This window comes from Modicisalibacter ilicicola DSM 19980 (genome assembly GCF_900128925.1).
Lineage (GTDB): Bacteria > Pseudomonadota > Gammaproteobacteria > Pseudomonadales > Halomonadaceae > Modicisalibacter > Modicisalibacter ilicicola.
Genome location: NZ_FQUJ01000002.1, coordinates 493,159 through 516,970 on the forward strand (window position 1 = coordinate 493,159; position 23,812 = coordinate 516,970).

22 protein-coding genes are annotated in these 23,812 nt (G+C 63.9%); 10 read left to right on the top strand and 12 right to left on the bottom strand.

Translation table 11 applies throughout. The features are described from left to right. The first annotated feature begins 2 nt into the window (after nucleotides 1-2). Complete coding sequence (locus tag BUA41_RS02365; RefSeq protein WP_139249030.1) at nucleotides 3-500, top strand: hypothetical protein; 498 nt, start codon at nucleotides 3-5, stop codon at nucleotides 498-500. 190 nt (nucleotides 501-690) lie between these two features. Beyond that, complete coding sequence (locus BUA41_RS02370) at nucleotides 691-1,794, top strand: malate dehydrogenase (RefSeq protein WP_072819314.1); 1,104 nt, start codon at nucleotides 691-693, stop codon at nucleotides 1,792-1,794. Nucleotides 1,795-1,806: 12 nt separating this feature from the next. Here the strand turns inward: BUA41_RS02370 and BUA41_RS02375 are convergent, their stop codons facing one another. Further along, a complete protein-coding gene (locus BUA41_RS02375; RefSeq protein WP_084671052.1) occupies nucleotides 1,807-2,976 on the bottom strand; it encodes a hypothetical protein in 1,170 nt (389 codons plus the stop codon). 140 nt (nucleotides 2,977-3,116) lie between these two features. On the opposite strand from BUA41_RS02375, the gene BUA41_RS02380 reads away from it, so the two are divergent. Together BUA41_RS02380 and BUA41_RS02385 are read left to right on the top strand one after the other, a co-directional pair. Continuing rightward, nucleotides 3,117-3,803, top strand: a complete 687-nt coding sequence (locus tag BUA41_RS02380; protein WP_072819316.1) for an SDR family oxidoreductase — start codon at nucleotides 3,117-3,119, stop codon at nucleotides 3,801-3,803. A 110-nt stretch (nucleotides 3,804-3,913) separates the two neighbouring features. Then, nucleotides 3,914-4,210, top strand: coding sequence for an XRE family transcriptional regulator (locus BUA41_RS02385; protein WP_072819318.1), 297 nt, complete (start codon nucleotides 3,914-3,916; stop codon nucleotides 4,208-4,210). 91 nt (nucleotides 4,211-4,301) lie between these two features. On the opposite strand, the gene BUA41_RS02390 is transcribed toward BUA41_RS02385, so the two are convergent. From BUA41_RS02390 to BUA41_RS02400, 3 genes are read right to left on the bottom strand one after another with little or no spacing between them, the layout of a single operon-like run. Further along, nucleotides 4,302-6,332 carry a TRAP transporter permease gene (locus BUA41_RS02390; protein ID WP_072819320.1) on the bottom strand — a complete coding sequence of 677 codons (2,031 nt, stop codon included), beginning with the start codon at nucleotides 6,330-6,332 and terminating at the stop codon, nucleotides 4,302-4,304. A gap of 10 nt (nucleotides 6,333-6,342) precedes the next feature. After that, the gene (locus BUA41_RS02395) at nucleotides 6,343-6,852 is read right to left on the bottom strand and encodes a DUF1850 domain-containing protein (protein WP_072819322.1); all 510 of its coding nucleotides are present in this window, start codon (nucleotides 6,850-6,852) and stop codon (nucleotides 6,343-6,345) included. A gap of 8 nt (nucleotides 6,853-6,860) precedes the next feature. Beyond that, nucleotides 6,861-7,823 carry a TAXI family TRAP transporter solute-binding subunit gene (locus BUA41_RS02400; RefSeq protein WP_072819324.1) on the bottom strand — a complete coding sequence of 321 codons (963 nt, stop codon included), beginning with the start codon at nucleotides 7,821-7,823 and terminating at the stop codon, nucleotides 6,861-6,863. 222 nt (nucleotides 7,824-8,045) lie between these two features. On the opposite strand from BUA41_RS02400, the gene BUA41_RS02405 reads away from it, so the two are divergent. The 5 genes from BUA41_RS02405 (at nucleotide 8,046) to BUA41_RS02425 (ending at nucleotide 15,068) form a co-directional block, all read left to right on the top strand. After that, on the top strand, nucleotides 8,046-9,404 hold the full coding sequence (locus tag BUA41_RS02405; RefSeq protein ID WP_072819326.1) for a DNA-3-methyladenine glycosylase 2 family protein: 1,359 nt from the start codon (nucleotides 8,046-8,048) through the stop codon (nucleotides 9,402-9,404). Between the two features lies 1 nt (nucleotide 9,405). Further along, a complete protein-coding gene (locus tag BUA41_RS02410) occupies nucleotides 9,406-9,891 on the top strand; it encodes a methylated-DNA--[protein]-cysteine S-methyltransferase (protein ID WP_072819328.1) in 486 nt (161 codons plus the stop codon). A 162-nt stretch (nucleotides 9,892-10,053) separates the two neighbouring features. Continuing rightward, complete coding sequence (gene dsrO, locus BUA41_RS02415; protein ID WP_072819330.1) at nucleotides 10,054-10,836, top strand: sulfate reduction electron transfer complex DsrMKJOP subunit DsrO; 783 nt, start codon at nucleotides 10,054-10,056, stop codon at nucleotides 10,834-10,836. Then, nucleotides 10,817-11,980, top strand: coding sequence for an NrfD/PsrC family molybdoenzyme membrane anchor subunit (nrfD, locus tag BUA41_RS02420; RefSeq protein WP_072819332.1), 1,164 nt, complete (start codon nucleotides 10,817-10,819; stop codon nucleotides 11,978-11,980). Before dsrO ends, nrfD begins: the two co-directional genes overlap by 20 nt. Then, nucleotides 11,973-15,068, top strand: coding sequence for a molybdopterin dinucleotide binding domain-containing protein (locus BUA41_RS02425; protein ID WP_072819334.1), 3,096 nt, complete (start codon nucleotides 11,973-11,975; stop codon nucleotides 15,066-15,068). Before nrfD ends, BUA41_RS02425 begins: the two co-directional genes overlap by 8 nt. A 90-nt stretch (nucleotides 15,069-15,158) precedes the next feature. Here the strand turns inward: BUA41_RS02425 and BUA41_RS02430 are convergent, their stop codons facing one another. The 6 genes from BUA41_RS02430 to BUA41_RS02455 all read right to left on the bottom strand — a co-directional run bounded on the left by BUA41_RS02430 (nucleotide 15,159) and on the right by BUA41_RS02455 (nucleotide 20,494). Continuing rightward, nucleotides 15,159-15,545 carry a type II toxin-antitoxin system VapC family toxin gene (locus tag BUA41_RS02430; protein ID WP_072819336.1) on the bottom strand — a complete coding sequence of 129 codons (387 nt, stop codon included), beginning with the start codon at nucleotides 15,543-15,545 and terminating at the stop codon, nucleotides 15,159-15,161. A 1-nt stretch (nucleotide 15,546) separates the two neighbouring features. Beyond that, nucleotides 15,547-15,786 (bottom strand): type II toxin-antitoxin system Phd/YefM family antitoxin, encoded by a 240-nt coding sequence (locus tag BUA41_RS02435; protein ID WP_072819338.1) that lies wholly within the window; start codon nucleotides 15,784-15,786, stop codon nucleotides 15,547-15,549. Between the two features lie 149 nt (nucleotides 15,787-15,935). Next, complete coding sequence (gene yddG / locus BUA41_RS02440) at nucleotides 15,936-16,829, bottom strand: aromatic amino acid exporter YddG (protein ID WP_072819340.1); 894 nt, start codon at nucleotides 16,827-16,829, stop codon at nucleotides 15,936-15,938. Between the two features lie 17 nt (nucleotides 16,830-16,846). Next, entirely contained in the window at nucleotides 16,847-17,323 is a 477-nt protein-coding gene (locus BUA41_RS02445; RefSeq protein WP_072819461.1) for a metallophosphoesterase family protein, read from the bottom strand. A 9-nt stretch (nucleotides 17,324-17,332) separates the two neighbouring features. Further along, a complete protein-coding gene (ilvD, locus tag BUA41_RS02450; protein WP_072819343.1) occupies nucleotides 17,333-19,021 on the bottom strand; it encodes a dihydroxy-acid dehydratase in 1,689 nt (562 codons plus the stop codon). A 75-nt stretch (nucleotides 19,022-19,096) separates the two neighbouring features. Then, nucleotides 19,097-20,494, bottom strand: coding sequence for a sodium:solute symporter family transporter (locus BUA41_RS02455; RefSeq protein ID WP_072819345.1), 1,398 nt, complete (start codon nucleotides 20,492-20,494; stop codon nucleotides 19,097-19,099). A 283-nt stretch (nucleotides 20,495-20,777) separates the two neighbouring features. On the opposite strand from BUA41_RS02455, the gene BUA41_RS02460 reads away from it, so the two are divergent. Next, entirely contained in the window at nucleotides 20,778-21,455 is a 678-nt protein-coding gene (locus tag BUA41_RS02460) for a hypothetical protein (protein ID WP_072819347.1), read from the top strand. A 111-nt stretch (nucleotides 21,456-21,566) separates the two neighbouring features. On the opposite strand, the gene BUA41_RS02465 is transcribed toward BUA41_RS02460, so the two are convergent. Both BUA41_RS02465 and BUA41_RS02470 read right to left on the bottom strand, forming a co-directional pair. Further along, nucleotides 21,567-22,154, bottom strand: coding sequence for a peroxidase-related enzyme (locus tag BUA41_RS02465; protein ID WP_072819349.1), 588 nt, complete (start codon nucleotides 22,152-22,154; stop codon nucleotides 21,567-21,569). Nucleotides 22,155-22,306: 152 nt separating this feature from the next. Continuing rightward, entirely contained in the window at nucleotides 22,307-23,806 is a 1,500-nt protein-coding gene (locus tag BUA41_RS02470; RefSeq protein WP_072819351.1) for a CoA-acylating methylmalonate-semialdehyde dehydrogenase, read from the bottom strand. Nucleotides 23,807-23,812: the final 6 nt, after the last annotated feature.

Sequence of the window (23,812 nt, forward strand, 5' to 3'; positions counted from 1 at the left end):
TCATGAGGTTCATGCCGATGCGGCAAAGGCAGAATAGGGATGATGTAAAGGAAGCCTTTCGGGTAGAACGCAACCGCTGGTATGCCTGGCAAAAGATCCCCGACGACCTGGACACCGAACTCCCCTACTACTCCCCTGTTTACGTCCTGAGCTCGACAAAAAAAAGAGAAAATAAATCACATATCGCTATCTCATTTTCGAACGTACTCTTCCTCGATGGGCCCCAGGATTTTCATGTGAACCTGCGGGTGCTGCGCCGCTACAGGGATTTTCTGGTAGCCGACCTGCTGCCCGACGGTGAGGACTCTCCGGGTGCCACCATTCTTGGGCGCATCAGCTTCGAGTGGCTGAACCATCACTGCCCGCACCTCGTCGACCAGTACCCGCCCAGCCTCTACGACCCGGACGCAGAGCAGGATGTCGCCACCTATCTGGACAGGGTCTTTCCCCATGTGCGATCGGGCGTGACGCGCCTCCGACAGCCCCCTCTCGGCAAATAGTCGCAATCCCCTCTCCAGCAGGCGTCTTGCCGACGTAACGGGCGACAGTTTTGTTATGCTACCCGAGCGGCGCGTTTGCCTAGCGCCTATGCTGGTCTATGCCGAATGTCGTACGGCCCTGTTTTCCTGCTCGCACGAGGATGCGAGCATGGGGTCGTGGTTACCATCGAACCTCAGGAGGGATCAAAACTTGAAACGCCCTTTCCGTATCGCTGTCACCGGCGCCGCCGGCAGCATCAGTAACTCGTTGTTGTTCCGCATCGCCTCCGGCGACATGTTCGGCAAGGATCAGCCGGTGATCCTGCAACTCATCGAACGCGCCGAGGCCATGCAAGCCTTGCGCGGGGTGGCCATGGAGCTCGAGGACTGCGCCTTCCCGCTCCTGCATGGCGTGCGCCTGCATGACAACGCCGAAGACGGCTTCCGCAACGTCAGCCATGCACTGCTGGTCGGCGCCAAGCCCCGCGGCAAGGGCATGGAGCGCAAGGATCTGCTGGCCGAGAACGCCGAGATCTTCAGTCGCCAGGGCAAGGCTTTGAACGACTTCGCCAATCCGGACGTCAAGGTGCTGGTGGTGGGCAACCCGGCCAACACCAACGCCATGATCGCCAGCCGCAATGCACCGGACCTGTCACCGGCTCAATTCACCGCGATGAGCCGCCTGGACCACAACCGCGCCAAGGGCATCCTGGGCAACCATATCGGCGTCAACGCCGGGGATCTCACCCACGTCGCGGTATGGGGCAACCACAGCCCGACCCAGTACCCCGACGTTCGCAACGCCAAGGCCTTCGGTGAGCCGGTCATGCCGAGCCTGGACCAGAAGTGGGTCGAGGAGACCTTCATCCCGCGGGTGCAGAAACGCGGCGGCGAGATCATCGAGGCGCGGGGCCTGTCGAGTGCGGCATCCGCCGCCCAGGGCGCCATCGATCACATGCGCGACTGGGAACTGGGCAGCCGGGATGGGGACTTCGTCAGCATGTGCGTCTTCTCCGACGGCAGCTACGGCATCGCCAAGGGCATCGTCTATTCCTTCCCGGTACGCTGCCGCTATGGCCGCTACGAGATCGTGCAGGGCCTGCCCATCGACGACGAAGCCCGCAAGCGCATGAAGGCCACCGAGGACGAGTTGCTCGAGGAGAAGGCCGCGATCGAGCACCTGCTGCCCAAGGAGACCGAAGCGGCGAGTCAGGAGCTTGGCATAACGCTGCGCTCAGGCGCCAAGCGCTACGCCGAGGAAGATGCCATGGACGACAGCGAGGCGAGCGTGCTGCGCACCGATCGTCTGATGTAATCTCGTCTCAGGCTAGGAAAGCCTGGCCGGATCACGCTCCTCGACGGTCATTCGGGCCGTCGAGGGCGCGATCAGCATGCGCAGGAGATGCCACAGCCCCGCCAGCATGGCCAGGGGCATCAGCAACGTCTCCAGAAGATACACCACCAGCAGTTGAACGAAACGATCGACCATGTCATCGGAAAACCGACGAACGCCCAGGGTCAGGTCCGAGGTGCTCTCCCGCAGATCGTTCAACCAGTTCGTCAAGCCATTGCCTCCCTCTTCCAGGGTGGCGGCATCCGCCTCCTGCAACTCGGCGGTGGCCACGTCCAGAGCCTGCTGCGCCTGACGCCGCCGCTCCTCCAGCACCACGTCCGAGACAAGCCCCACCCCCATCACCACCAGCGGAATCGCCAGTCGCGCCACCAGCAACAACACGACGACGGCGCGCGTCACCCTGGCCAGCCGTCGGGATACCTCGGGAAACACCAGTGCCGTCATCAGCAACAGGGCACCGAGACTCCCCAGCACCGTGACGGCCGCATTGTGACCCAGGTCCAGAAGTACCCGCTGGATGCCGATGGACGCCATGGCCACCACCATGACATCCGAATAGCGCTCCGCCATGTCCTGCAGTGGCTTGAACACCTGTCCCGGCTTGACCGCGACGCCGCCGATGAAAGGCAAGGTCAGCTCCGCTTCGGCGGCCAGGGCGATCCCACGATCGATCAATCGCGCCGAGCCATAGGAAGCGGCCGCCAGCCCCAGGGAGCGGTTGAGGGTCGTGACTGCCGAAGCCTCCACCGACGCCAATGCCGGCCCCAGTATACGCCGTTCTGCGAATCCGCTGGCCGAGGCGGTCAGAACCAGCCCGAGCAGGATCAACATTCCCAGGCGTTGCCGGGTGTCCCGACGATGAATCGTTCGCGGCTGCACTTCGGCGTCCTTCGCGGCCGGCGCGTTCGATCGACGGGATAATGCCCAGCTAGTGAAAGGCACGATCAGGCTGCCGGCCAGCAGGACGACCTGCCAGCCGTCAAGCGATGGCTTGCGCCACCACCGCCCTGCCGCGACGGCGCCGGATGCCAGCCCTGCCAGCAGCCCATAGCTCAGCCAGGGCCATTCGGGCACGGCCACGAATGCCATCAGATAAATCGCATCGAGCAACACGGCGCTCCCCAGGCCGACGTTCGCCCTCATATGGCCTCTCTCTCGAAGATGATAAGCCGCTCAAGCGTACTACACTCATCTCGGGTTGCACTGGTTTTGCCAACCGGCTGCTTCCCGAGCATGACGCATGCATGCATGAAATAAAAAATCGCAACCCTGAGGAGATAATAATGAATGATCGTGTCCTGCTGATCACCGGCGCTTCCAGCGGCATCGGTGCCGCCACCGCTCGTGCCGCCCATTGCGCGGACTACAACCTGGTGCTTGCGGCGCGCTCCACCGACAAGCTGGACGCCTTGGCCAGGGAGTTCGGCTCCGACAAGACCCTCACGGTCGCCTGCGACGTCACCTCCATGGAAGAGCAGCAGGCCATGGTCGACAAGGCGCTGGAACGCTTCGGACGACTCGATGCCGTCTTTGCCAACGCCGGTCGTGGCGGCTCTCCGGGCGGTTTCAGCGAGGCTGACCATGAGAGCTGGCGAGCCATGCTGATGACCAATGTCTATGGCGTCGGAGTGACGATCCAGGCCACGCTCCCGGCACTGCGCAAAAGCCAGGGCCATGTACTGCTCACCGGCTCCGCAGCGGGGCGCGCCACCATTCCCGGCTCGATGTACAGTGCCAGCAAATGGGCCGTCACCGGGATCGGCTACAACCTGCGCGAGGAACTGCGCGGCAGCGGCGTGCGGGTTACCCTGATCGAACCCGGCATGGTCGATACGCCCTTCTTCGATCAGGCGCCGGACAATGCTCTCGAGGACCGGGACGTCGCCAACGCGGTCATGTACGCCATCGGTCAGCCCGCCCATGTCGATGTCAACGAGATACTGATTCGACCGACGCCGCCTCAGGAATAAGCATCTGGACAATCGTTACAAAAAACTTGCCCCGAACCCGCTTTCGGGGCTAGCGAAATGCACAAAAATTTCGCATGCTGAACGCGACAGTAGCCAGGCACTGGAGCCTCATGAACGCGGCAAGACAAATGAACGGCAACGCCAGCGTGGCGCAGCCGTCGAAAGGCAAGAGCAGTTTCGATGTCAAGGACGATGTAGTAAGAGACATGGAAAAGCGTTCTCGCCTGATGCGCGTGGTCACACGCCGCATCGCCTTTTCAGAGCTGGACAATCGGGAAATCGCCCGGCGCGCCGGCATCCCCTCCCAGCGTATCAGTGACCTGCTCGCAGGACGCCTGGAACATTTCTCCATCGACGAGCTTCAAGCCCTCCGCGAGACCGTGGAGAGCGAAACCCCGAGCCCATGAGGCGACTCCCGCTCTACTGACCTTCCCCGGGACACTGCATTCGGCGATCGCCGTCACGTTCTTGACGGCGATCGCGGCAATGGCGATGCGTCTAACGGCTCTGGGATGTCGACCCGGCAGCATGCTGCTGCCGCCGATTCGCCAGCCAGTTCCCTCCCAGGAACAGGGCGATGGTCGCCACGCCGACGACCTCGCTCATCAGGTTGGGATAGAAGACCGCCGCCGAGGCCAGGGCGATCAGCACCCGCGGGATGAGCGAGATGCGCATGAACAGGTAGCCCTCCAGTGCCGCGGCGAAGGCCAGCAAGGCGGCGATGGCGATGATCACGTTCCAGACCACCACCATCACCGGCCCGCCCATGATGATTTCCGGGTTGAACACCATGAACAGCGGAATCAGATAGAGCCCCTTGGCGAACTTCCAGGCCTGCACGCTGGTTTCCATGGGCTTGCTGCCGGCGATGGCCGCCCCGGCGAAACCGGCCAGGGCAATCGGTGGGGTCACATTGGAATCCTGGGAATACCAGAACACCACCAGGTGAGCGATCAACAACGGGATGCCGAACTCCGTGGAGAGCGCCGGCCCTACCAGCACGATCAGCACGATGTAGCTGGCCGTCACCGGCAGCCCCATCCCCAGCACCAGGCTGGCCAGCAGCACCATCAGCAGTGCCAGCAGGATGTTGCCACCGGAAAAGGCCATCATCATCGCCGAGAACTTGAGCCCCAGCCCGGTCAGGCCGACGATGCCCACGATGATGCCTGCCACCGCACAGGCCATGCTGACCGCGACGGCGTTGCGCGCCCCCAGTTCGAGCCCTTCGACCAGCCTGACGACGCCGGTCCTGGTCACCTGCATGAGGCCGCCGGCGGTGACCTTCTGCCCTTGCTGGGGAGCAACGAACAGATACCACACCAGAAAGCGCAGCACCGCCACCGCAATGATGGTGAGAATGGCGTAGAAGCCCACCCGCATCGGCGACATGTTCATCACCAGCAGGTAGACCAGCATGGCAAGCGGAATGAGGAAGTGCCAGCCGTCGCGCATCACCTGGCGCAACTGGGGCAGCTCCGAACGCGGCATGCCCTGCATGCCACGCTTCAGGGCGATGACGTGCACGAACAGATAGACCGTGGCGAAATACATCACCGCCGGCAGCACGCTCACCTTCACTACTTCCAGGTAAGGCACGCCGGTGTATTCGGCGATCAGGAAGGCGCCGGCACCCATCAGCGGCGGCGTGATCTGCCCGCCGGTGCTGGCGGCGGCCTCGATGCCGCCGGCCTGGGCCGGTCGATAGCCCAGACGCTTCATCAAGGGAATGGTGAAGGCGCCGGTGGTGACCACGTTGGCGATCGCGCTGCCGGAGATGGACCCCATGCCCGCCGAGGCCAGCACCGCGGCCTTGGCAGGCCCGCCACGCTGGCGACCGGTGGCGGCATAGGCCAGATCGATGAAGAAGCGCCCGGCGCCGGTGCTTTCCAGGAAGGCGCCGAACAGCACGAAGATGAAGATGTAGGTGGCCGCCACCCCCAGGGGCAGACCGAACAACCCTTCCTGCCCCAGATAGAGCTGGCCGACCACGCGGTCGAGGCTGTAACCGCGATGGGACATGATGCCCGGCATCCAGTCCGACAACCAGGGCAGGTCGCCACGCGGGCCGGCGAAGGCATACAGGATCGCCACCACGCCGATCAGTGTCATGCCCAGCCCCACCGCCCGGCGGCTCGCCTCCAGCACCGTGACCACGGCAATGCAGCCGACGACGATGTCCGTCTGGTTCCAGAAGCCCGCCCGGTCGATGATCTCGTCGAGATAGAAACTCATGTAGAAGCCGGTGATGAAGGCCCCGGCCAGGAAGAGGCAGTCGATGATCCAGCCGACGACCCCACGCCGGCGCTGGGCCCCGAACACCGGAAACATCAGGAAGGCCAGGATCATGATCAGCGCGATATGAATACTGCGCTGATAGAAGAGCCCGAGCGGCTCGATCCCTGCCGCATAGAGCTGGAACAGCGATAGCCCCACCCCCACCAGGGTGATCAGCCAGAGCACCGCCCGCGGTTGAATGGACTTGGGCGTACCGGGATCGATGTCGGATTGGGCGGGAGCGTCGTTCATGGGAATCTCGTCAGGAGGTCTTGTTATAGGGTTGCAAACGAATGATGACCCGCTCACCCGCTGCCAGGGCACTCAAACTGATGAGCTTGCCATCATGAGAGAGCCGATGATCGACAGCCCTGCTGCCGACTCGAAGCAGATAGCGATTGCCGGGCACCGGCTCGTCGATCCGCTCGATCCAGTAGCCCCCCTCGCCGTCCGAGACCTGCACGCCGCGGCCGGGTATGTGGCCAAGCCCTGCCGCGAAGTCCGGTTGATGGCTGCGCACCAGCACCATCCGCCCCTGCCGGTAACGATAGCAATCCGCCACGCGGATACCGGTGACGGAATGATTCCAGATCAGGCACCAGTGCTCGTCGGGTTGGATGGGGATATCGACCAGCTTGTCATTCGTGGACGAGACCACCTGCAATCGAGCGCTGTTGTCGGCCGCCATCGTGACGGCAGGCAGCATCGCCACCAGCAGGAAAAGGGCGAGCACCCCGGCCCGCCCGTTGTCTAGCCCTGCCACGGATGGCATGTCACCGCTCAGGGACGCAGCTTGTCGGGAACTTCGGCGCCGACTTCCTCATAATAGCGAATGGCGCCGGGATGCAGCGGCACCGGGGTCGACCCGAGGCTGAACTCCACCGTGGTATCGTTGGCCGCCGGATGGATGGCGATCAGCTCGTCGGTCTTCTCGAACAGCACCTTGGTGACCTCGTAGGCCACCTCTTCGGGCAGGTCGGCGTTCACCACCAGCACGTTGGGAATGCTGATGGTCTGGACCGGTTCCTCCATGCCCTCATAGAGCCCTTTCTTCAGCTCATAGGCCGCAAACACCGGCTCGGCTTCCTTGGCCTTGGCGATCTCCTCGTCGCTCAGCCCCACCAGACGAATGTCCCGGGTCGCCGCCAGGTTGAGAATCGAACTGGTGGGCGGCCCAACACTCCAGAAGCCGGCATCGATGTCGCCATCGCGCAGCGCATCCGCGGTCTCGTTGAAATTCAGCCGCAAGGTTTCCATGTCGTCATAGGTCAGACCGTTGGCCTCCAGCACCGCCTTGGCATTGAGCTCGGTGCCGCTGCCCGGCGCCCCCACGGAGACCCGCTTGCCCTCGAGATCGGCCAGCGAGGTGATGCCCGAATCCGCCAGGGTCACGATCTGCACGGCATTGGGATAGATCGAGCCCAGGGCACGCGTGGCCTCGACCTGGCGCCCGTCGAAAGCCGCTTCCCCCTTGTAGGCCTGATAGGCGGTATCCGCCAGCACCAGGGCAAAATCCGAATCCCCCCGATAGATCAGTCCCATGTTCTCCACCGAAGCCCCGGTCACCTCGGCGACAGCGCTATACCCTTCGACATGATTGTTGATCAACTCGGCCAGACCGCCGCCATAGGGGTAATAGACCCCGCCGGTGCCTCCGGTGGCGATCGACAGGCGTTGCTGGGCGATGCTGGCGGGTGCGGCGACGATGAGTGACGCAGCAAGCAGTGCGGTAAACACGCGCATGGATGTCTCCTTGAATCGTTGTTGTTGGCGATGCGTGCCTAAAAGCTAGCACGTTGATCCGCCGGCCTGCCACACAGGCTGGCCAATCGAGCCCATCTCTTTGGTAGGATTTCGGGTCGCCGGTCATTCGGCAACGCCATCCTGTTCAGTTCCGATTCTGGCTAGTCATTCGCCCCGAGCGGCCTACACTGGGCATCATGTCATGCAACCGGACACATCATCGTGCTCGATCGGGAGACTTGTCATCAGGCGCGCCTGTCGCGGGACGCCCGCTTCGACGGCCATTTCTTCACCGCGGTGAAGAGCACCGGCATCTACTGTCGCCCGGTGTGCCCGGCCACACCGCCTCAGGAACACAACGTGGCCTACTTCACCACCGCCGTTGAAGCCGCCCAGGCCGGTTATCGCCCCTGCCTGCGCTGCCGACCTGACAGCGCCCCGGGTTCACCGGCCTGGAAAGGGGTCGACACCACCCTGGAACGCGCCTTGCGACTGATCAATGAAGGCGCCTTGCAGGAGGGCACCCTGGCGCAACTCAGCGATCGCCTGGGCATCAGTGATCGCTACCTGCGCCGGTTGTTCCAGAAGCGCTTCGGTGTCGCCCCGAAAACCTATGCACTCTACCAGCAAAGCCTCTTCGCCAAGCAACTGCTGCACCAGACCCGGCTGCCGATCACCGAGGTGGCCTATGCCAGTGGCTTTCGCAGCATCCGACGCTTCAATGATTGCTTCAGGCAGCAGATCGGGCTGAACCCGAGTCAATTGCGACGTTACGCAAGCCCCGACAGCAGTGAACTGATATTGACCCTTGCCTATCGTCCACCCTTCGCCTGGGATCGCTTGCACCGCTTCCTGGCCAGGCGTCTGATTCATGGCCAGGAATGGCTGGGCGACGACTTCTACGGCCGCACCTTCACCTGGCGCAAGGCCAAGGGGCATTTCACCGCCACCCACGCCCCCCGGCACCATTGCTTCCGGGTGGCGCTGGCGATCGACGACCTTTCCGTCCTGCAGGGCGTCGTCGGCAACATCCGCCGCCTGCTCGACCTGGATGCAGACACCCGGGCGATCGAAAGGCATCTCAATACGGTGGCCCCTGGATTGCCTCTGGTCGAGGGACTGCGCCTGCCGGGCATGTGGGATCTGTTCGAAGCCGGGGTACGGGCAATTCTCGGCCAGCAGATATCGGAGCTGGCCGCCCGCCGACTGGTCCAGAACCTGGTCGACGCCCTTGGCGACCCCCTTGGGGACCACCAGCGTCTCTTTCCAACCCCCGAAAGCATTGCCGGAAGCGATCTGGCCTTTCTCAAGATGATCGCAGCGCGCCGCGATACCCTGCGGTGTTATGCCGAGTGGTACCGAGACAGCGAAGCACCCCAGGACGCGGAGCAATGGCTGACGCTGAAAGGGATCGGTCGCTGGACCGTTGACTACGCCCGCCTTCGCGGCATCAGCGATCCCGACATCTGGCTGAGCGGCGATCTCGTGGTGAAGAAGGCAATGGACGCGCTGGGTAATGCTTCACCGGCCGACGCCGCCCCCTGGCGCAGCTATCTCACCCTGCAACTCTGGAGCCAATGACATGTATATCGACTACCTGGCCACTCCCAGCGACTCACCCCTCGGTTTCTTGCAGATAAAGGCTACCGAGGAAGGCATCACCCACATCGACTTCACCGACGAACGCAGTGAACCGATCGCCCCCCACCCGCTGATCGAAGACTGCAAGCACCAGCTCGAGGAGTACTTCCAAGGCCGGCGCCAAGCCTTCGATGTGCCGCTGGCACCGCAAGGCACGGACTTCCAGCAGCGCGTCTGGAGGCAGCTACGCGAGATTCCTTACGGGGAGACCTGCAGCTACGCGACGATCTCCCGAGGTATCGGCAACCCCAGAAGCCACCGCGCCGTGGGCGCCGCCAACGGGCGCAATCCATTGTCGATCATCGTGCCCTGCCACCGGGTGATCGGCAGCGATGGCCAGTTGACCGGCTATGCCGGCGGGCTGGAACGCAAGCAGTGGCTGCTGCGCCACGAGCAGGCGCATCGGGAATACCGGCTACAACCCTGAAGGGTATTTATACCCTTCGGGTATAAAGTGATTACTTTCCCGTCCTTGTTTGATCGATATCAATACCCCGCCCCCTCCGAAAGTCTAGGCTGCGCAAAACTCCTCATTTCCTTGCTGCGAAGCCTTGCTTCGTGCTGATTTTACCAAGCCACCGGAGGCGTCATGGACCCCATTCGTCGCACCCTGCTCGGCCAGCTGGCGCGCCTGAGTGCCGGCGCCGCGCTGATCCCCCTGTCCAGCGTGGCCACTGCCGGCATCAACGACCAGCCATCGCGCCGGGGAGGCGATCCCGAGAAGCGCTACGGCATGCTCATCGACCTGCGCCGCTGCATCGGCTGCCAGGCCTGCACCGTATCCTGTCATATCGAGAATGCCGCTCCCTTGGGCAACTTCCGCACCATCGTCTCCCAGTTCGAGGTCGAGCACGAAGAAACCGGCGAGCTGGCCACCTTCATGCTGCCCAGGCTGTGCAACCACTGCGAGGACCCGCCCTGCGTGCCGGTCTGCCCGGTGCAGGCTACCTTCCAGCGCCGGGACGGCATCGTGGTGGTGGACAGCGACCGCTGCGTGGGTTGCGCCTATTGCGTCAATGCCTGCCCTTACGACGCTCGTTTCATCAACAAGGAGACCCAGGTGGCGGACAAGTGCACCTTCTGCGCTCACCGCCTGGAAGCGGGGTTGCTGCCGGCCTGCGTCGAATCCTGCGTGGGCGGCGCCAGGATCATCGGCGACATGCGCGACCCACAAAGCGAAATCAGCCGCCTGATCGAGCAGCACAGGGATGAGCTGATGATACTCAAGCCAGAGAAGAACACCCGCCCCCAGGTCTTCTATCTCGGCATGGATGAACGTTTCACCACGCGCCCCGACGAGGCCAAGCCAGGCATCTGGGACGTGCGCAACCAGCAAGGCAAGGAGATCGGTTATGAATTTGCTGGCCACTGAGGTTCTCGTCCCGCGCTACGGCATCGCCTGGTACCCCTGGGCGGTACAGTACTTCTTCTTGATCGCCCTCTCCTACACCTCGCTGTGGCTCGCCGCCCCGGGGCTGATCTTCGGCAAGCGCAGCTGGATGCCGACGGCGAGGATCGCCATGCTGGCCTGTGTCAGCACCGCGCTGGTAGCCCCCGTGGCCCTGCTTGCCGACCTGCACCAGCCGCTGCGCTTCTGGCACTTCTACGGCTTCCCCACCCCCTGGTCCTGGATGTCCCTGGGCAGCTTCATCCTGCCCCTTTACCTCGGCGCCGTGCTGGTACTGGCCTGGATGTCCTGGCGCCCGGCACTCGAGGAGCGTGCCCAGGCGCCCGGCTGGGCAGGCAAGGTGGCGGGCAGGTTGGCCTGGGGTCGCTTCCGCATACCCCGGCCGCTGATCATACTGGTCGGGCTTGGCGCCCTGGGGCTTTCCCTGGGGATTGCCCTCTACACCGGTGCCGAGGTCGCCATCCTTCGCGCCCGCCCGCTTTGGAACACCTACTGGCTGCCCTGGATGTTCGTCGCCACCGGCGTGATCGGCGCCTGCGGCCTGGTCCTGCTGCTCAATCGCATCAGCCGGGCACGCAATGGCGCCACCAATCGCCAGATGCTCACCGTTCTGGTCATGGCCTGTCTGGCCGCCGGCCTGATCGCCCTGACCTGGTTCCTCGATGGCGTCAATGCCGAGACCGGCTCCGTCGCCATGGCGCTGGACTCCATCCGGCACAACCCGGAATGGCGGGCCACCGCGCTGTGGGGCAGCTTCGCCGGCACTCTCCTGCTGGCGACCGCCTTCTTCCTGCGCAAGCGCCCGGGATGGCGTGCCTGGGCCTGGCTAGTCGGGCTGCTGGCCCTGCATGTGGCCTGGATGTTCCGTTGGGTCGTGCTGATGAACGTGCAGACCGTGGCCCGCAACAGTGCCGGCATCCATGACTACCACGTCGCCTTCGGCTCCTACGGGCTTCTCGGTATCCTAGGCACCCTCGGCCTGTGGCTGGCCGCGATCCTGATCATCGACCTGTACATCCCGTGGCGTGGTAGCGAAGCCAAGGCTATCGACACGACAACATCCTCGAATCCTCTCGACTCGTCTCAAGGAGCCCCCAGCCATGGATAAGTCACGTCGCCGTCTGCTCAAGGGCGCTGTCGCCGCTGGCGGTGCCGCCACCTTCGCCGCCGGTTATTCCGGCCCCCTGGCCAAGATAGCCAAGGGCGTCACCGGCAGTGCCGGGGAAGAACCCGCTCACCAGATCTACGGCAACGCCCTGGCACCGGAATATACCGTCGATGCAACAAGCGGCGAACTGACCCTCAACCCGGACCAGCGCACCGCCTTCACCATCTGCTATGGCTGTACCACCAAGTGTGGTGTGCGAGTCCGCATCGACGACAAGAATGGCCAGGTGCTGCGGGTCATCGGCAACCCTTACAATCCGCTCTCCTCGGAACCGCACCTGCCCATGCGCACCCCCGTCGCCGAGGCCTTGAGGAGCGTCAGCGGCTATCAGGAGCAAGGCCTGGCCGGGCGCTCCACCGCCTGCGCCAGAGGCAACGCCATGATGGCCCAGATCACCAGTCCCTACCGGGTCACGCACTGCCTCAAGCGGATCGACGAGCGCGGCAATCGCCAATGGCAGAAGATCTCCTTCGAGCAGTTGATCGAGGAGGTCTGCGAAGGCGGCGACCTGTTCGGCGAAGGCCACGTGGACGGGCTGCGCGCCATTCACGATCATGACAACCCAATCGATCCGGACAACCCAGAATACGGCCCGCGCGCCAACCAGCTGCTGATGATGGAGGCCACCGACTACGGCCGCTCGGCGCTGCTCAAGCGCTTCGGCTTCAATGCCTTCGGCACCCGCAACTATGGCCACCACGGCTCCTATTGCGGCCTGGCGTTTCGCATGGGCTCCGGCGCGATGCTGGACGACATGAAGAAGTTCGCCCATACCAAGCCGGATTACGCCAACGCCAAGTTCGCGCTGTTCATCGGCACCGCCCCCAGCCAGGCAGGCAACCCCTTCAAGCGCCAGGGTCGCCTGCTTGCCGAAGCCCGTTCCCTGGGCACGCTGGATTACGTCGTCGTCGACCCGGCGCTCAACGCCACGGCCTCGCATGCCGCTTCCGAGCGCAGCCGCTGGGTGCCGATCCGCCCGGGCACCGACAGCGCCCTCGCCATGGCCTTGATCCAGTGGCTCATCGAGAACGACGGCTACGCCGCGGACTATCTGGCGATCCCCGACCAGGTCGCCGCCAAGGCCGCCGATGAGCTTGGCCACACCAACGCCACCCATCTGGTGATCGAGGACGTCGATCATCCGCGCCGTGGTCATTTCCTGCGCCGCTCGGATCTTGGCGAAGTGGCCGCCGGCGACGAGCAGGACGAGCTGATCGTGGTGGGCGGCGACGGCCAACTGGCCCCCGCGTCCCAAGTAGCCAGGGCCGCCCTGTTCGTCGACCGGACAATCGAATCGCCCGATGGTCCGCTGCGCGTCAAGAGCAGCCTGACCAAACTGCGCGAAGCGGCCAACGAACATACCTTCGAAGAATATGCCGAGCACTGCGGCATCCCCGCCCAGCACATCCAGTCCATCGCCGAACGCTTCGCCGCCTACGGTCGCGATGCGGTAGTGGACTGCCATGGCGGCATGATGTCCGGCACCGGCTTCTATGCCACCTACGGCATCCAGATGCTCAACCTGCTGGTCGGTAGCGTCAATCGCCAGGGGGGCGCCGCCCTGGGCGCGGGCAAGTTCAACGGCATGGGCACGGGGCCACGCTATGACCTCGCCCGCTTCCCGGGCATGCGCAAACCCCAGGGCATCTTCGTCTCCCGCTCACGCTTCGCCTACGAAAAGACCTCGGAATACAAGCGCAAGGTGGCTGCCGGGGAGACCCCCTATCCGGCCAAGGCGCCCTGGCGCTCCCTGGCGCCGCCGATCCTCACCGAGCAGCTCGCTTCCGCGCTCGACGGTTACCCCTACCCGCTCAAGGCGGTGATCGGCTGCATGGCCAATCCGATCTACGGTCAGGCCGGGCTAGAAACAGTCATCGGTGAGAAGCTTAAGGATCCCAGGCGCCTGGGGCTCTATGTGGCGGTGGACGGCTTCATCAACGAGACCAACCGCTACGCGGACTACATCGTGCCGGACTCGGTGATGTACGAGGTGTGGGGCTTCACCGGCGCCTGGAGCGGCAACGTCACCAAGATGACCACCGCCTGCTGGCCGGTCGTCGAACCGCTCCAGCAGAAGACCGAAGAAGGCGAGCCGGTGAGCATGGACAGCTTCTTCATCGCCGTGGCCAAGCGCCTCGGCCTGCCGGGCTTCGGCGAGAACGCCATTCCCGACGCCAACGGCAAGCTGCATCCGCTCGACCGCGCCGAGGATTACTACCTGCGCGCCGCCGCCAACATCGCCTTCACCGGCAAGCCGCTACCCGCGATCGATGAAAGCGATATCGCCCATGCCGGCATCGCGCCGTTGATGCCCAGAATCCAGCGCACGCTGCCCCAAGGCGAACAGGGGCCGGTGGCCTATCTCTACGCTCGCGGCGGGCGCTACGAGGAGTACGACGACGCCTACGTCGGCAAGGACAAGCTCGGCAATGCCTGGACCAAGCCGCTGTGCGTCTACAACGAACAGGTGGGCACCGCCATCGACAGCCAGAGCGGCAAGCCCCTGCGCGGTACACCCTGCCTGCAGATGCCACGCCTCAACGACGGCCGCCTGTTGCGCGAGGTGTATAGCGAAAACGACTGGCCGCTACTGGCCTTCTCGTTCAAGTCCAACATCATGAATTCCTACGCCGTCGGGCTCGAGCGGCTACGCATGATCAAGCCTTACAACCCGGTGCTGATGCATACCGATGACGCCAAGGAACGAGGGATCCTCCACGGCGACACCGTGCGCATCGAGAGCCCCGGCGGCGAGGTGATCGGGCTTGCCCTGGTCAGCGATGGCGTGATGAGAGGTTCGCTCGGCATCGAGCATAGCTATGGCCACACCGAGCTTGGAGCCAGCGAGCATGTCATCGACGGCAAGGCCCAGCCTTCGATGGAGTGGGTCGGTGCCGGGGTCAATATCAACGACCTGGGCTTCGCCGATCCCACCCGGGAGGTGATGGGCACCTGGCTCGAAGGGGTCAGCGGTGCCAGCATCCGCCAGGGGCTGCCGGTGCGGGTCAGGCGTATGGAAGAAGCCTGAAGGTGGCGTCACGCTACTTCAAGCAACCCGAGGCGGGCCGGCGGGCTCGCCTTTTCATTTTGCGAAATACGCCATCAACTCGTCTTCGCGTCAGAGTCGTCGTATCGGCCCCGGGTATTGCGCCACCAGGTCGTCCACGGTGAGCAGCAAGAACCCCTCGAACTCCGCCTGAGCGACGAGAATTCGGTCGAAGGGGTCCTTGTGTATGGGCGGCAAGTGAGCAACCGAGAGGGTATGTTGGGCAGTGATCGGCAGCTCTCGGTAACCATTCTCGATCAGGCTACGGCGGAGCAGGTACACATCCACATTGAAATCCAATCGCGGCAATCCTTTCTTTATCACGATTTCCCAAATGCTGGCGGCGCTGAAATATAGGTTATTATCGCGATCTTCCAGAAGCTCCAGAGCCTCGGCAGACAACCGCTGCGGCTCTCCTGCCGCCCAAAGTAGAACATGAGTATCGAGCAGGAGGTTCACGCTAGCCTCCGAACAGTTCGGAAATTTCCCGCTCGCCCATACGATCGAAGTCCTCGGGCACGGCTAACTGGCCTTCCAGGAAACCCAGCCGACGCTCCTTGCCAGGTTCGGGACTATCGATGGCCGTCACCCGGGCAATGGGCTTACCCGCCTTGGCGATAATGAAGGGCTCCCCTTGCGCGGCCTTGTCCACGAGCTGCGAAAGGCGGGTTTTGGCGTCATGCATATTGATGATTTCCATGGACAGCCTCCTGCAACCAAAAGTGCTTAGCCAACTAGACTTAGTTTAAATCTGAACTCTACGCCTTTGACCCGTTTTCTGCAAACGCGGAAGAGATTGGTCAATATCCAGCACCAATGCAAACCTCGGTCCTTGGCAGGAAGCCGAATCTATTGACCGGCGCTACGCGCAAACCGTCGACCGTTCAAGCGCCCGCTGCCCACCAGCATCCCCAGGGTGATCAGCGCGGCGGCCAACGCCAATAGCGGGGTGGCCTCGGCGTAGCCGGTCAGGATCAACACCACCGTGGAGAGCAGCGGCGTGAAGTAGGCCAAGAACCCCAGCAGGCGCAGGTCGCCATGCTTGACGCCGACGTCCCAGGTAAAAAAGGCGCTGCCCACCGGCCCCAGGCCCAGGCCGATCACCCCCAGCCAGCCGATGCCCTCCGGCAGGCGCGTCGGCTCGAAGAGCCAGTGGCAGAGCGCGGCGAGCAGCGCCGTGACCAGACAGAAGCCCCCTACTGCCGCAGTCGGCACACCGCGAGTTGCTCTCGAAAGCACCGAATAACCGCTCCAGACGAAGGCGCAGGCAAACGCCGCCGCATAGCCCAATGTACTGCCCCCGGCGTTCACGTCGCCGCCCACCAGCAAGGCTGCCCCGGCGAAGCCCAAGAGGCTGCCGATCACGTGAATGACACGCAGCCGTTCGCCAGGCAGCAGTGCGATGAACAGCACGATCAACAACGGCCATAGATAGCTGATCAGCCCGGCATTGGCCGGTGGCGCATTCTGCTGGGCCACGAAATAGAGCGCGTGATAGCCAAATAATCCACCAACGCCCAATGCCCATATCGCAGGCGGCTGCTTGAAGGACGCGAATAACGGTTCACCGCGTAGGCTCAGCCAGATCGTAAAACAGAGAAAGGCGATGCCGAAGGCCAGTGCGGTCAGCAGAAACGGCGGCACCGGCCCGGCAAGTTGTGTCAGAGCCGCCAACAATGCCCAGTTGAGCACCGTGGTGGCGCCGATGGCAGTGGCGCGATTATCGGGGGTAGGTTGCGTCATGAATGGCAGTGACCGATTCACGCATCGAGCGGCTGATGGATGATCGCACCCCGCAAGCCACGCTCATCGGCCCACAACTTGCCGAGGGTGATCGGCAATTTGAAACGGCGGCGACCACCGCCGCCGGGATTGAAGAATAGCCGGCCCTCGTGCCATTCGTTGCGCGGCTTGTGGGAATGGCCATGCAGCACCGCATCGCAGGATGTCCGTGCATCGAAATCGGCGATGTCGTGGACCAGGTGCAATCGCCAGCCGTTGACGAGAATATCCCGGGTCCAGGGAATATTCTCGGCCCAGAGCTGGGTATCTATATTGCCGCGCACGGTGAATAGCGGCGCCAATTCGGCCAGCCGCTCGAGAATGAACGGCTTGCCGATATCGCCGAGATGCAGGATCAATTCGCACCCTTCGAGCAATGTGAGCGACTCGTCGCGCAGCGTGCCGTGGGTATCGGCGATCACCCCGATCGGCGAATCGATGTCGAAGTGTGGCACGCCCACCGGCTATTCCGGCAAATCGGTAACCGCGCCGGTCGACGCCGAACTCACCGCCCGCGCATATTTCGCCAATACGCCACGGGTATAGCGCGGTGCCGGTTGGCGCCAGGCGGCACGGCGGCGTTCGAACTCCTGGTCATCGATATGCACGTCGATGGTGTCGGCCTGGGCATCGATGGTGATCTCGTCGCCGTCTTCGACCAGCGCAAGCGGCCCGCCTTCGAAGGCTTCCGGGCTCACGTGCCCGACCACGAAGCCGTGACTGCCGCCGGAGAAACGCCCGTCGGTGATCAATGCCACCTCGCTGCCGAGCCCCCGGCCCATGATCGCCGAGGTGGGGGTGAGCATCTCGCGCATGCCCGGGCCACCCTTGGGTCCTTCGTAGCGGATCACCACCACGTCGCCGGCCACCACGCTGCCATCGTTGATGCGCGCCTGGGCCTCCTCCTCGGAGCCGAATACCCTGGCCCGGCCGGAAAAGCGGGTGCCCTCCTTGCCGGTGATCTTGGCCACTGCCCCTTCCGGTGCCAGATTGCCGTAGAGGATACGCAGATGGCTCTCGGCCTTGATCGGCTCGTCAAGGGGCTGGATGATCTGCTGATCGCTGGGGTAAGGCGTCACATCGGCCAGGTTCTCGGCCAGGGTCTTGCCCGTGACGGTCAGGCACTCTCCGTGCAACAGTCCGGCATCGAGCAGCGTCTTCATCAAGGGCTGGATGCCGCCGATGGCCACCAGCTCGCTCATCATGTAGTGACCGCTGGGGCGCAGGTCGGCGACCACCGGCACGCGCCGGCCGATGCGCGTGAAATCGTCCAGGGTCAGTTCGACGCCGATGGCATTGGCCATGGCGATCAGGTGCAGCACCGCATTGGTCGAGCCGCCCAGCGCGATCACCAGGGTGATGGCGTTCTCGAAGGCCTCGCGGGTCATGATGTCGCTGGGTTTCAGATCGCGCTCCAGTAGCTCGAGCACCGCCGCCCCCGCGGCATGGCAGTCGTCACGCTTGTTCCGGGAGACGGCATTCTGCGCCGAGGAGTTGGGCAGGCTCATGCCCAGCGCTTCGATGGCCGAGGCCATGGTGTTGGCGGTGTACATGCCGCCGCAGGAGCCCGGACCGGGCACCGCCGTCTTTTCGATCTGCTCGACCTCGATCAGATCGAGATCGCCGCGGCTATGGGCGCCCATGGCCTCGAACACCGAGACCAGGTCAGTGTGGTTCGCCCCGGGGAGGATGGTGCCACCATAGACGAACACGCTGGGCCGATCGAGCCGCGCCAGGCCGATCAGGCAACCCGGCATGTTCTTGTCGCACCCGCCGATCGCCACCACGCCGTCGAAACCCTCGCAGCCGGCCACGGTCTCGATGGAGTCGGCGATCACTTCCCGGGACACCAGCGAATACTTCATGCCCTCGGTGCCGTTGGCGATGCCGTCCGAGATGGTGATGGTATTGAAGATCACCCCCTTGCCACCGGCGGCATCGGCGCCCTGGCGAGCATCCTCGGCCAGTTCGTTGATGTGGCTGTTGCAGGGGGTGACCTGGCTCCAGGTCGAGGCGATCCCCACTTGGGGCTTGGCGAAGTCCTCGTCACTGAATCCCACCGCCCGGAGCATGGACCGACTGGCCGCCTTGCCGATGCCATCGACGACCTGGCTGGAATAACGACGACGCTTGTCCTGCTGTTGTTCACTCATGGTCTGGCTCCTCGAAGCGGCGGTTTCTTGCCGAGTCTGAAACCTCGCCAACGCCGTTGCAAATCGGGTCCGGGATCAGCGGTACTGGACGATCCAGCGCGGACGTGCCAGCGCGACCAGCAAGCTGACCAGCGTCGAGGCCAAGAGCGCACCCAGGAAAGGCCAAAGGGTGGGCACGCCTCCCGGGAAGCTGGCCGCCATTATCCCAGCGATAACATTGCCCTGGGCGATCCAGCCCGGCAGGATCGCCCCCACCACTCCCGCCAGGCCGCCGCTCACCGCCGCTACGGTGCTCATGCGTGACCATAGCCCCAGCAGCACGGGCACCACTGCCGTGGCGCACAACAGATCGGCGATCAAGAACAGCCGCAGCACCGAGACACCCTGCAGGGCGATGGCCACGACCGGCACCATCAACGCCAGCGTGATCCAGCGTGCAGCGCCGAGGGACACCCCGCTTCGGGACAGGCTGTCGCCCTCGCCCACCACCAGCGAGGCGATACCGTTCTGCAGCGTATCCACGCTGGAGGCCACCAGGGTCACCGCCAATACCAGGGCCAGCAGCGTCAGCCAGGCCGGTGCACCCTCGAGCAGCGCAAAGAAGGGCATCGGTGGCTCGCCGAGGCTCAAGCCGCTCATCGCGGCCAGGATCCCCAGGCCACCGACCACGGCCACCACGATCACCGTGGTCATCCCACCCAGCAGTGCGCCACGGCCCAGCGCCGCGCCGCTCTTGGCCGCCCATACGCGCTGCCAGTAGCCCTGGTGGAACAGATTGGCCGCGGTCACCGCGATGACCAGAGTCAATGCCACGCTCAGGGCATCGGCGACCGGGATGCCGGGCACGGAGACCTCGCTGGAAAACGCCGGCAGACGATCCCAGGCCACGCCCCCCACTACCGCCAAGAGCGCGACGAGCAGCAATGCCTGCCAGCGATCGGTGACCAGGCTTGCGCGCAGGCCACCCCAGGCGGTATAGACCAGCGTGGTGAGGGCCACGCCGAGCACCGCCACGCTACCGGGCACATCGGACAACAGCGCCGTGATGCCGCCGATCGCGGTCAATTCCGCGGTCAGGAAGCAGGCCATGTAGAGCACCGAGATAAGCGAGACATAGCGGCGTGCCCCACCGCCGAAACGCGCGGCGGCGAACTCGCCGATACTGCGCCCCTCGGGCAGCCGGCGGCGAATCGCCGGACCACATAGCCCCAGCACGATGAAGGGCAATGCCGAACCGATGGCATAACCGCCCAACGCGATGGGGCCGACGAAGGCGCCGATTTCCGGGGGGGTGAACAGGATCCAGGCCCCCATGCCGGAGGCCAGGAAGGAAAGCCCCAGGGCCGAAGCGCCCTGGGAATTGCGGGCGGTGACGTAATCGTCGAGTGGGGTATCGGCGCGGCTCGCGCGCAATCCGAGAACGGCAAACAGCAACAGGGCCGCGCCCAGCGCAGCCAGGGTGATATACAGCATGTCGCGCTTCCTCCGCCGGTATTAGCCGGATCAGGTTCCAGGGTCAGCGCTCGGACATGCCTCGAAGACGTCTGTGCTCGACGACTTTCCAGGCACGTCTCGGGAGCGCACTCTCAGCCCCTTCCTCGGATAGCGGAGGTCGGGGCACCCCTGGCGACAGGGATGGATTGGATTGTGAAGATGCGGGGCCTCAAGTTGTGCCCCCACGAGTCGATAGCATATTCAATCGAGCACGATACACAAGCCAAGAATTCAAACGACCACTTGCGCCGGAAACTTACCGATGCCATTCAACGAAGCCAAGGAGCACGCGCCCGGGCGTCTGCATGCCATTTTCACCGACCCCTACTCCGCCTTCGACAACTCGGTCACCGAGCGTCAGCTACACCTGCATGTCGCTATCGAGGCACTCGTCGGCCGTCCCATGGCCGACCGCCGCCTGATGCTCGACGTGATCCATGGCTGGCAGAACGGTGAGTGCGACCCCAGCGACCTGCGACACAGCATGCATCGCCTCGATTCTCTCGATGAGCTGCGCCAGGTCGCGCAACGCTATCACCGGGCGATCGAGGCACAAGAGCCGTTGCCCAGCGATGCCACCTCCCTGATCGCCGAGCCATTGGCCGAGGCGATCGCCGCGGCGGAAGCAAACGGCCAGGAGCTCGACGAGGAAACACGCACCATTCCCGCCCGCTGGCCAGCCTTTACCACGGGCCTCACCCTCTACACCTTCTTCAAGGTCTACCATCGCCTGACCTACGGCGAGGACGACCCCTACCGCTCCATACGCTGCGAAACCTCGACAGGGATGAAGGAGGTGCATGAATTCCATCTGGAAGAGGGTGAATTCGCCGTGATCATCCCCAGGGCAACGACGGACGCCGACAGTATTCTCACCCTGCATGTCAGCCAGCTGGAGCCGGTGCTCGAGCTATTGGAGAAGTTTCAGTTGGGTAACTGATGCATTCAGCGAAAAACCGCGATACCCGATAGCAATGCCAGTCAGTTGGTGCTGACAGGCATTTGCTGTTGGCTTTTCCACCTATCAAGTTGAGCCATTCGATGCTCGACGCTATCCCTCCCGCGGCACCCGGCCCATCAGATAGAACTCGGCATTGGGTGGCGTGCCGGTGAGATTGACCAGCCGGTTGGACATGCCGAAGAAGCCGGCGACGGCACCGATGTCCCAGATGTCGTCGAGAGTAAAGCCCACCTCGAAAAGGCGCCGTTGCCAGGCGTCGTTGAGTTCGCCCTGCTCGGTGCCGATGTAGAGCGCGAAATCGAGCATGACGCGATGACGCTCGCTGATCGGCGCGGTGCGGTGGTTGATCGCCATCTGGTCGGCAAGCAATGGCTGCTTGCTGTAGATGCGCACCAGGGCGCCGTGGGCGACCACGCAATAGAGGCAGCGGTTGCGCGCGCTGGTAGCGACCACCACCATCTCCTTCTCGGCCTTGGTCAGGGTGTCGGACTCCCGCTCCATGAGGGCGTCGTGATAGGCGAAGAAGGCGCGAAACTCGTCGGGGCGGTGGGCCAGCATGAGAAAGACGTTGGGCACGAAGCCGGCCTTCTCCTGCACCGCGAGGATCGTGCTGCGAACATCCTCGGGCAGTTCCTCGAGGGTCTCGGGGAGGGGGAAACGACTGAGGGAAGCATTCATCGCGAATTCCTGGAAGGTTGTTGTTGTCGAGGTCTCGATCATTCTAGTTAACGTCAACGTCAATAAATTGTCCAACCCGGCACACGAAAAGGCACCGCCATGAACCATGACGGTGCCTCGGCTGCTGCTCGGCAAGCGATTAGTCCCTCGAGTCAGCCCATCGAGATCGTGCTGTTGATGCCGCTGGAGACGTTCTCCGGCTCGAACCAGCGCGAGGTGACGGTCTTGGTCTGGGTCCAGAACTGGATCGCCTGCTTGCCGTTGGGCCCCAGGTCGCCAAGCTTGGAGGCCCGCGAGCCGGTGAAGCTGAAGTAGGCCACCGGCACCGGAATCGGCACATTGATGCCCACCTGGCCGACATCGATGTCGCTCTCGAAACGCCGCCCCACCCAGCCGGAATTGGTGAAGATCGAGGTGCCGTTACCGTTGGGGTTGGCGTTGATGAAGGCGATGGCGTCGTCCAGGGTCTCGACCCCCACCACGCACAGCACCGGGCCGAAGATCTCTTCCTTGTAGATGGTCATCTCGGCGGTGACGTCGCTGAAGATGGTCGGCCCGACGAAGTTGCCGTCCGGATAGCCCTCGACGCTGATGCCGCGACCGTCCAGCGCCAGGGTCGCGCCCTCGGACTCGCCGACGCCGATCAGCTTGAGCACCCGGTCCCTGGCCGCCGGCGAGACCAGTGGCCCCAGGTCGGCATCGCGCTGGGTCCCGGGGCCGACCTTCATTTCCCGGGAGCGCTCGACGATCTCGTCCAGCCACTGGCGTGCCTCGCCCACCAGCACCAGCACCGAGTTGGCCATGCAGCGCTGGCCGGCGGCGCCGAAGGCCGAACCCAGCACGTTGTTGATCGCCTGGCTGCGGTTGGCGTCGGGCATGATCACGCAATGATTCTTGGCGCCCATCATCGACTGCACGCGCTTGCCGGCGGCGCCCGCCCGCTCGTAGATATGCGTCCCGATCGGTGTCGAGCCGATGAAGGAGAGCGCCTTGATGTCCGGGTGGTCGCAGATCTGGTTGGCGACGTCCGGTCCACCGTGGACCACGTTGAGCACTCCTTCGGGTACCCCGGCCTCATGCGCCAGCTCGACCAGGCGCATGGTCGATGACGGGTCCTGCTCCGAGGGTTTGAGCACGAAGGTGTTGCCGGTGGCGATGGCCAGCGGAAACATGAAACAAGGCAGCATGATCGGGAAGTTGAAGGCGGTAATGCCGGCGCCGACCCCCAGGGGCTGGTGCAGCGAGTATACGTTGACGTCGCTGGCGGCGTTCTCGGCGATCTCGCCGAGTTGCAGCGAGGTGATCGAGCAGGCGTGCTCGACCACTTCCAGGCCCCGGCCCACCTCGCCCTCGGCGTCCGGCAGCGTCTTGCCGTGCTCCTCGGTGATCAGTGCCGCCAGCTCTTGGGTGTGCTCGCGGATCAGCGCCTGGAAGGCGAGCATGATGCGCATGCGCTTGGCAAGGGGCACCTTGCGCCAGGTGGCAAAGGCCTGCCTGGCACTGGCGACGGCACGATCGACCTCCTCGCGCGTGGCGAAGGGGACCCGGGCCACCACCTCCTGGGTCGCCGGGTTCACGACGTCGCGCCACTGCTCGGCTTTCGATGGGACGGGTTGGCCGTCGATATAGAGCGCGATTTCTCGAACTGACATGGTGGC

What these genes read in the sequence shown, in the direction of transcription:
- BUA41_RS02385 (WP_072819318.1), top strand. Translation starts at nt 3,914, where the DNA reads ATGAACGCGGCAAGACAAATGAACGGCAACGCCAGCGTGGCGCAGCCG.
- BUA41_RS02435 (WP_072819338.1), bottom strand. Translation starts at nt 15,786, where the DNA reads ATGGAAATCATCAATATGCATGACGCCAAAACCCGCCTTTCGCAGCTC.
- BUA41_RS02390 (WP_072819320.1), bottom strand. Translation starts at nt 6,332, where the DNA reads ATGAACGACGCTCCCGCCCAATCCGACATCGATCCCGGTACGCCCAAG.
- ilvD (WP_072819343.1), bottom strand. Translation starts at nt 19,021, where the DNA reads ATGAGTGAACAACAGCAGGACAAGCGTCGTCGTTATTCCAGCCAGGTC.
- yddG (WP_072819340.1), bottom strand. Translation starts at nt 16,829, where the DNA reads ATGACGCAACCTACCCCCGATAATCGCGCCACTGCCATCGGCGCCACC.
- BUA41_RS02425 (WP_072819334.1), top strand. Translation starts at nt 11,973, where the DNA reads ATGGATAAGTCACGTCGCCGTCTGCTCAAGGGCGCTGTCGCCGCTGGC.
- BUA41_RS02460 (WP_072819347.1), top strand. Translation starts at nt 20,778, where the DNA reads ATGCCATTCAACGAAGCCAAGGAGCACGCGCCCGGGCGTCTGCATGCC.
- BUA41_RS02410 (WP_072819328.1), top strand. Translation starts at nt 9,406, where the DNA reads ATGTATATCGACTACCTGGCCACTCCCAGCGACTCACCCCTCGGTTTC.
- BUA41_RS02375 (WP_084671052.1), bottom strand. Translation starts at nt 2,976, where the DNA reads ATGAGGGCGAACGTCGGCCTGGGGAGCGCCGTGTTGCTCGATGCGATT.
- BUA41_RS02455 (WP_072819345.1), bottom strand. Translation starts at nt 20,494, where the DNA reads ATGCTGTATATCACCCTGGCTGCGCTGGGCGCGGCCCTGTTGCTGTTT.
- dsrO (WP_072819330.1), top strand. Translation starts at nt 10,054, where the DNA reads ATGGACCCCATTCGTCGCACCCTGCTCGGCCAGCTGGCGCGCCTGAGT.
- BUA41_RS02365 (WP_139249030.1), top strand. Translation starts at nt 3, where the DNA reads ATGAGGTTCATGCCGATGCGGCAAAGGCAGAATAGGGATGATGTAAAG.
- nrfD (WP_072819332.1), top strand. Translation starts at nt 10,817, where the DNA reads ATGAATTTGCTGGCCACTGAGGTTCTCGTCCCGCGCTACGGCATCGCC.
- BUA41_RS02380 (WP_072819316.1), top strand. Translation starts at nt 3,117, where the DNA reads ATGAATGATCGTGTCCTGCTGATCACCGGCGCTTCCAGCGGCATCGGT.
- BUA41_RS02395 (WP_072819322.1), bottom strand. Translation starts at nt 6,852, where the DNA reads ATGCCATCCGTGGCAGGGCTAGACAACGGGCGGGCCGGGGTGCTCGCC.
- BUA41_RS02400 (WP_072819324.1), bottom strand. Translation starts at nt 7,823, where the DNA reads ATGCGCGTGTTTACCGCACTGCTTGCTGCGTCACTCATCGTCGCCGCA.
- BUA41_RS02465 (WP_072819349.1), bottom strand. Translation starts at nt 22,154, where the DNA reads ATGAATGCTTCCCTCAGTCGTTTCCCCCTCCCCGAGACCCTCGAGGAA.
- BUA41_RS02470 (WP_072819351.1), bottom strand. Translation starts at nt 23,806, where the DNA reads ATGTCAGTTCGAGAAATCGCGCTCTATATCGACGGCCAACCCGTCCCA.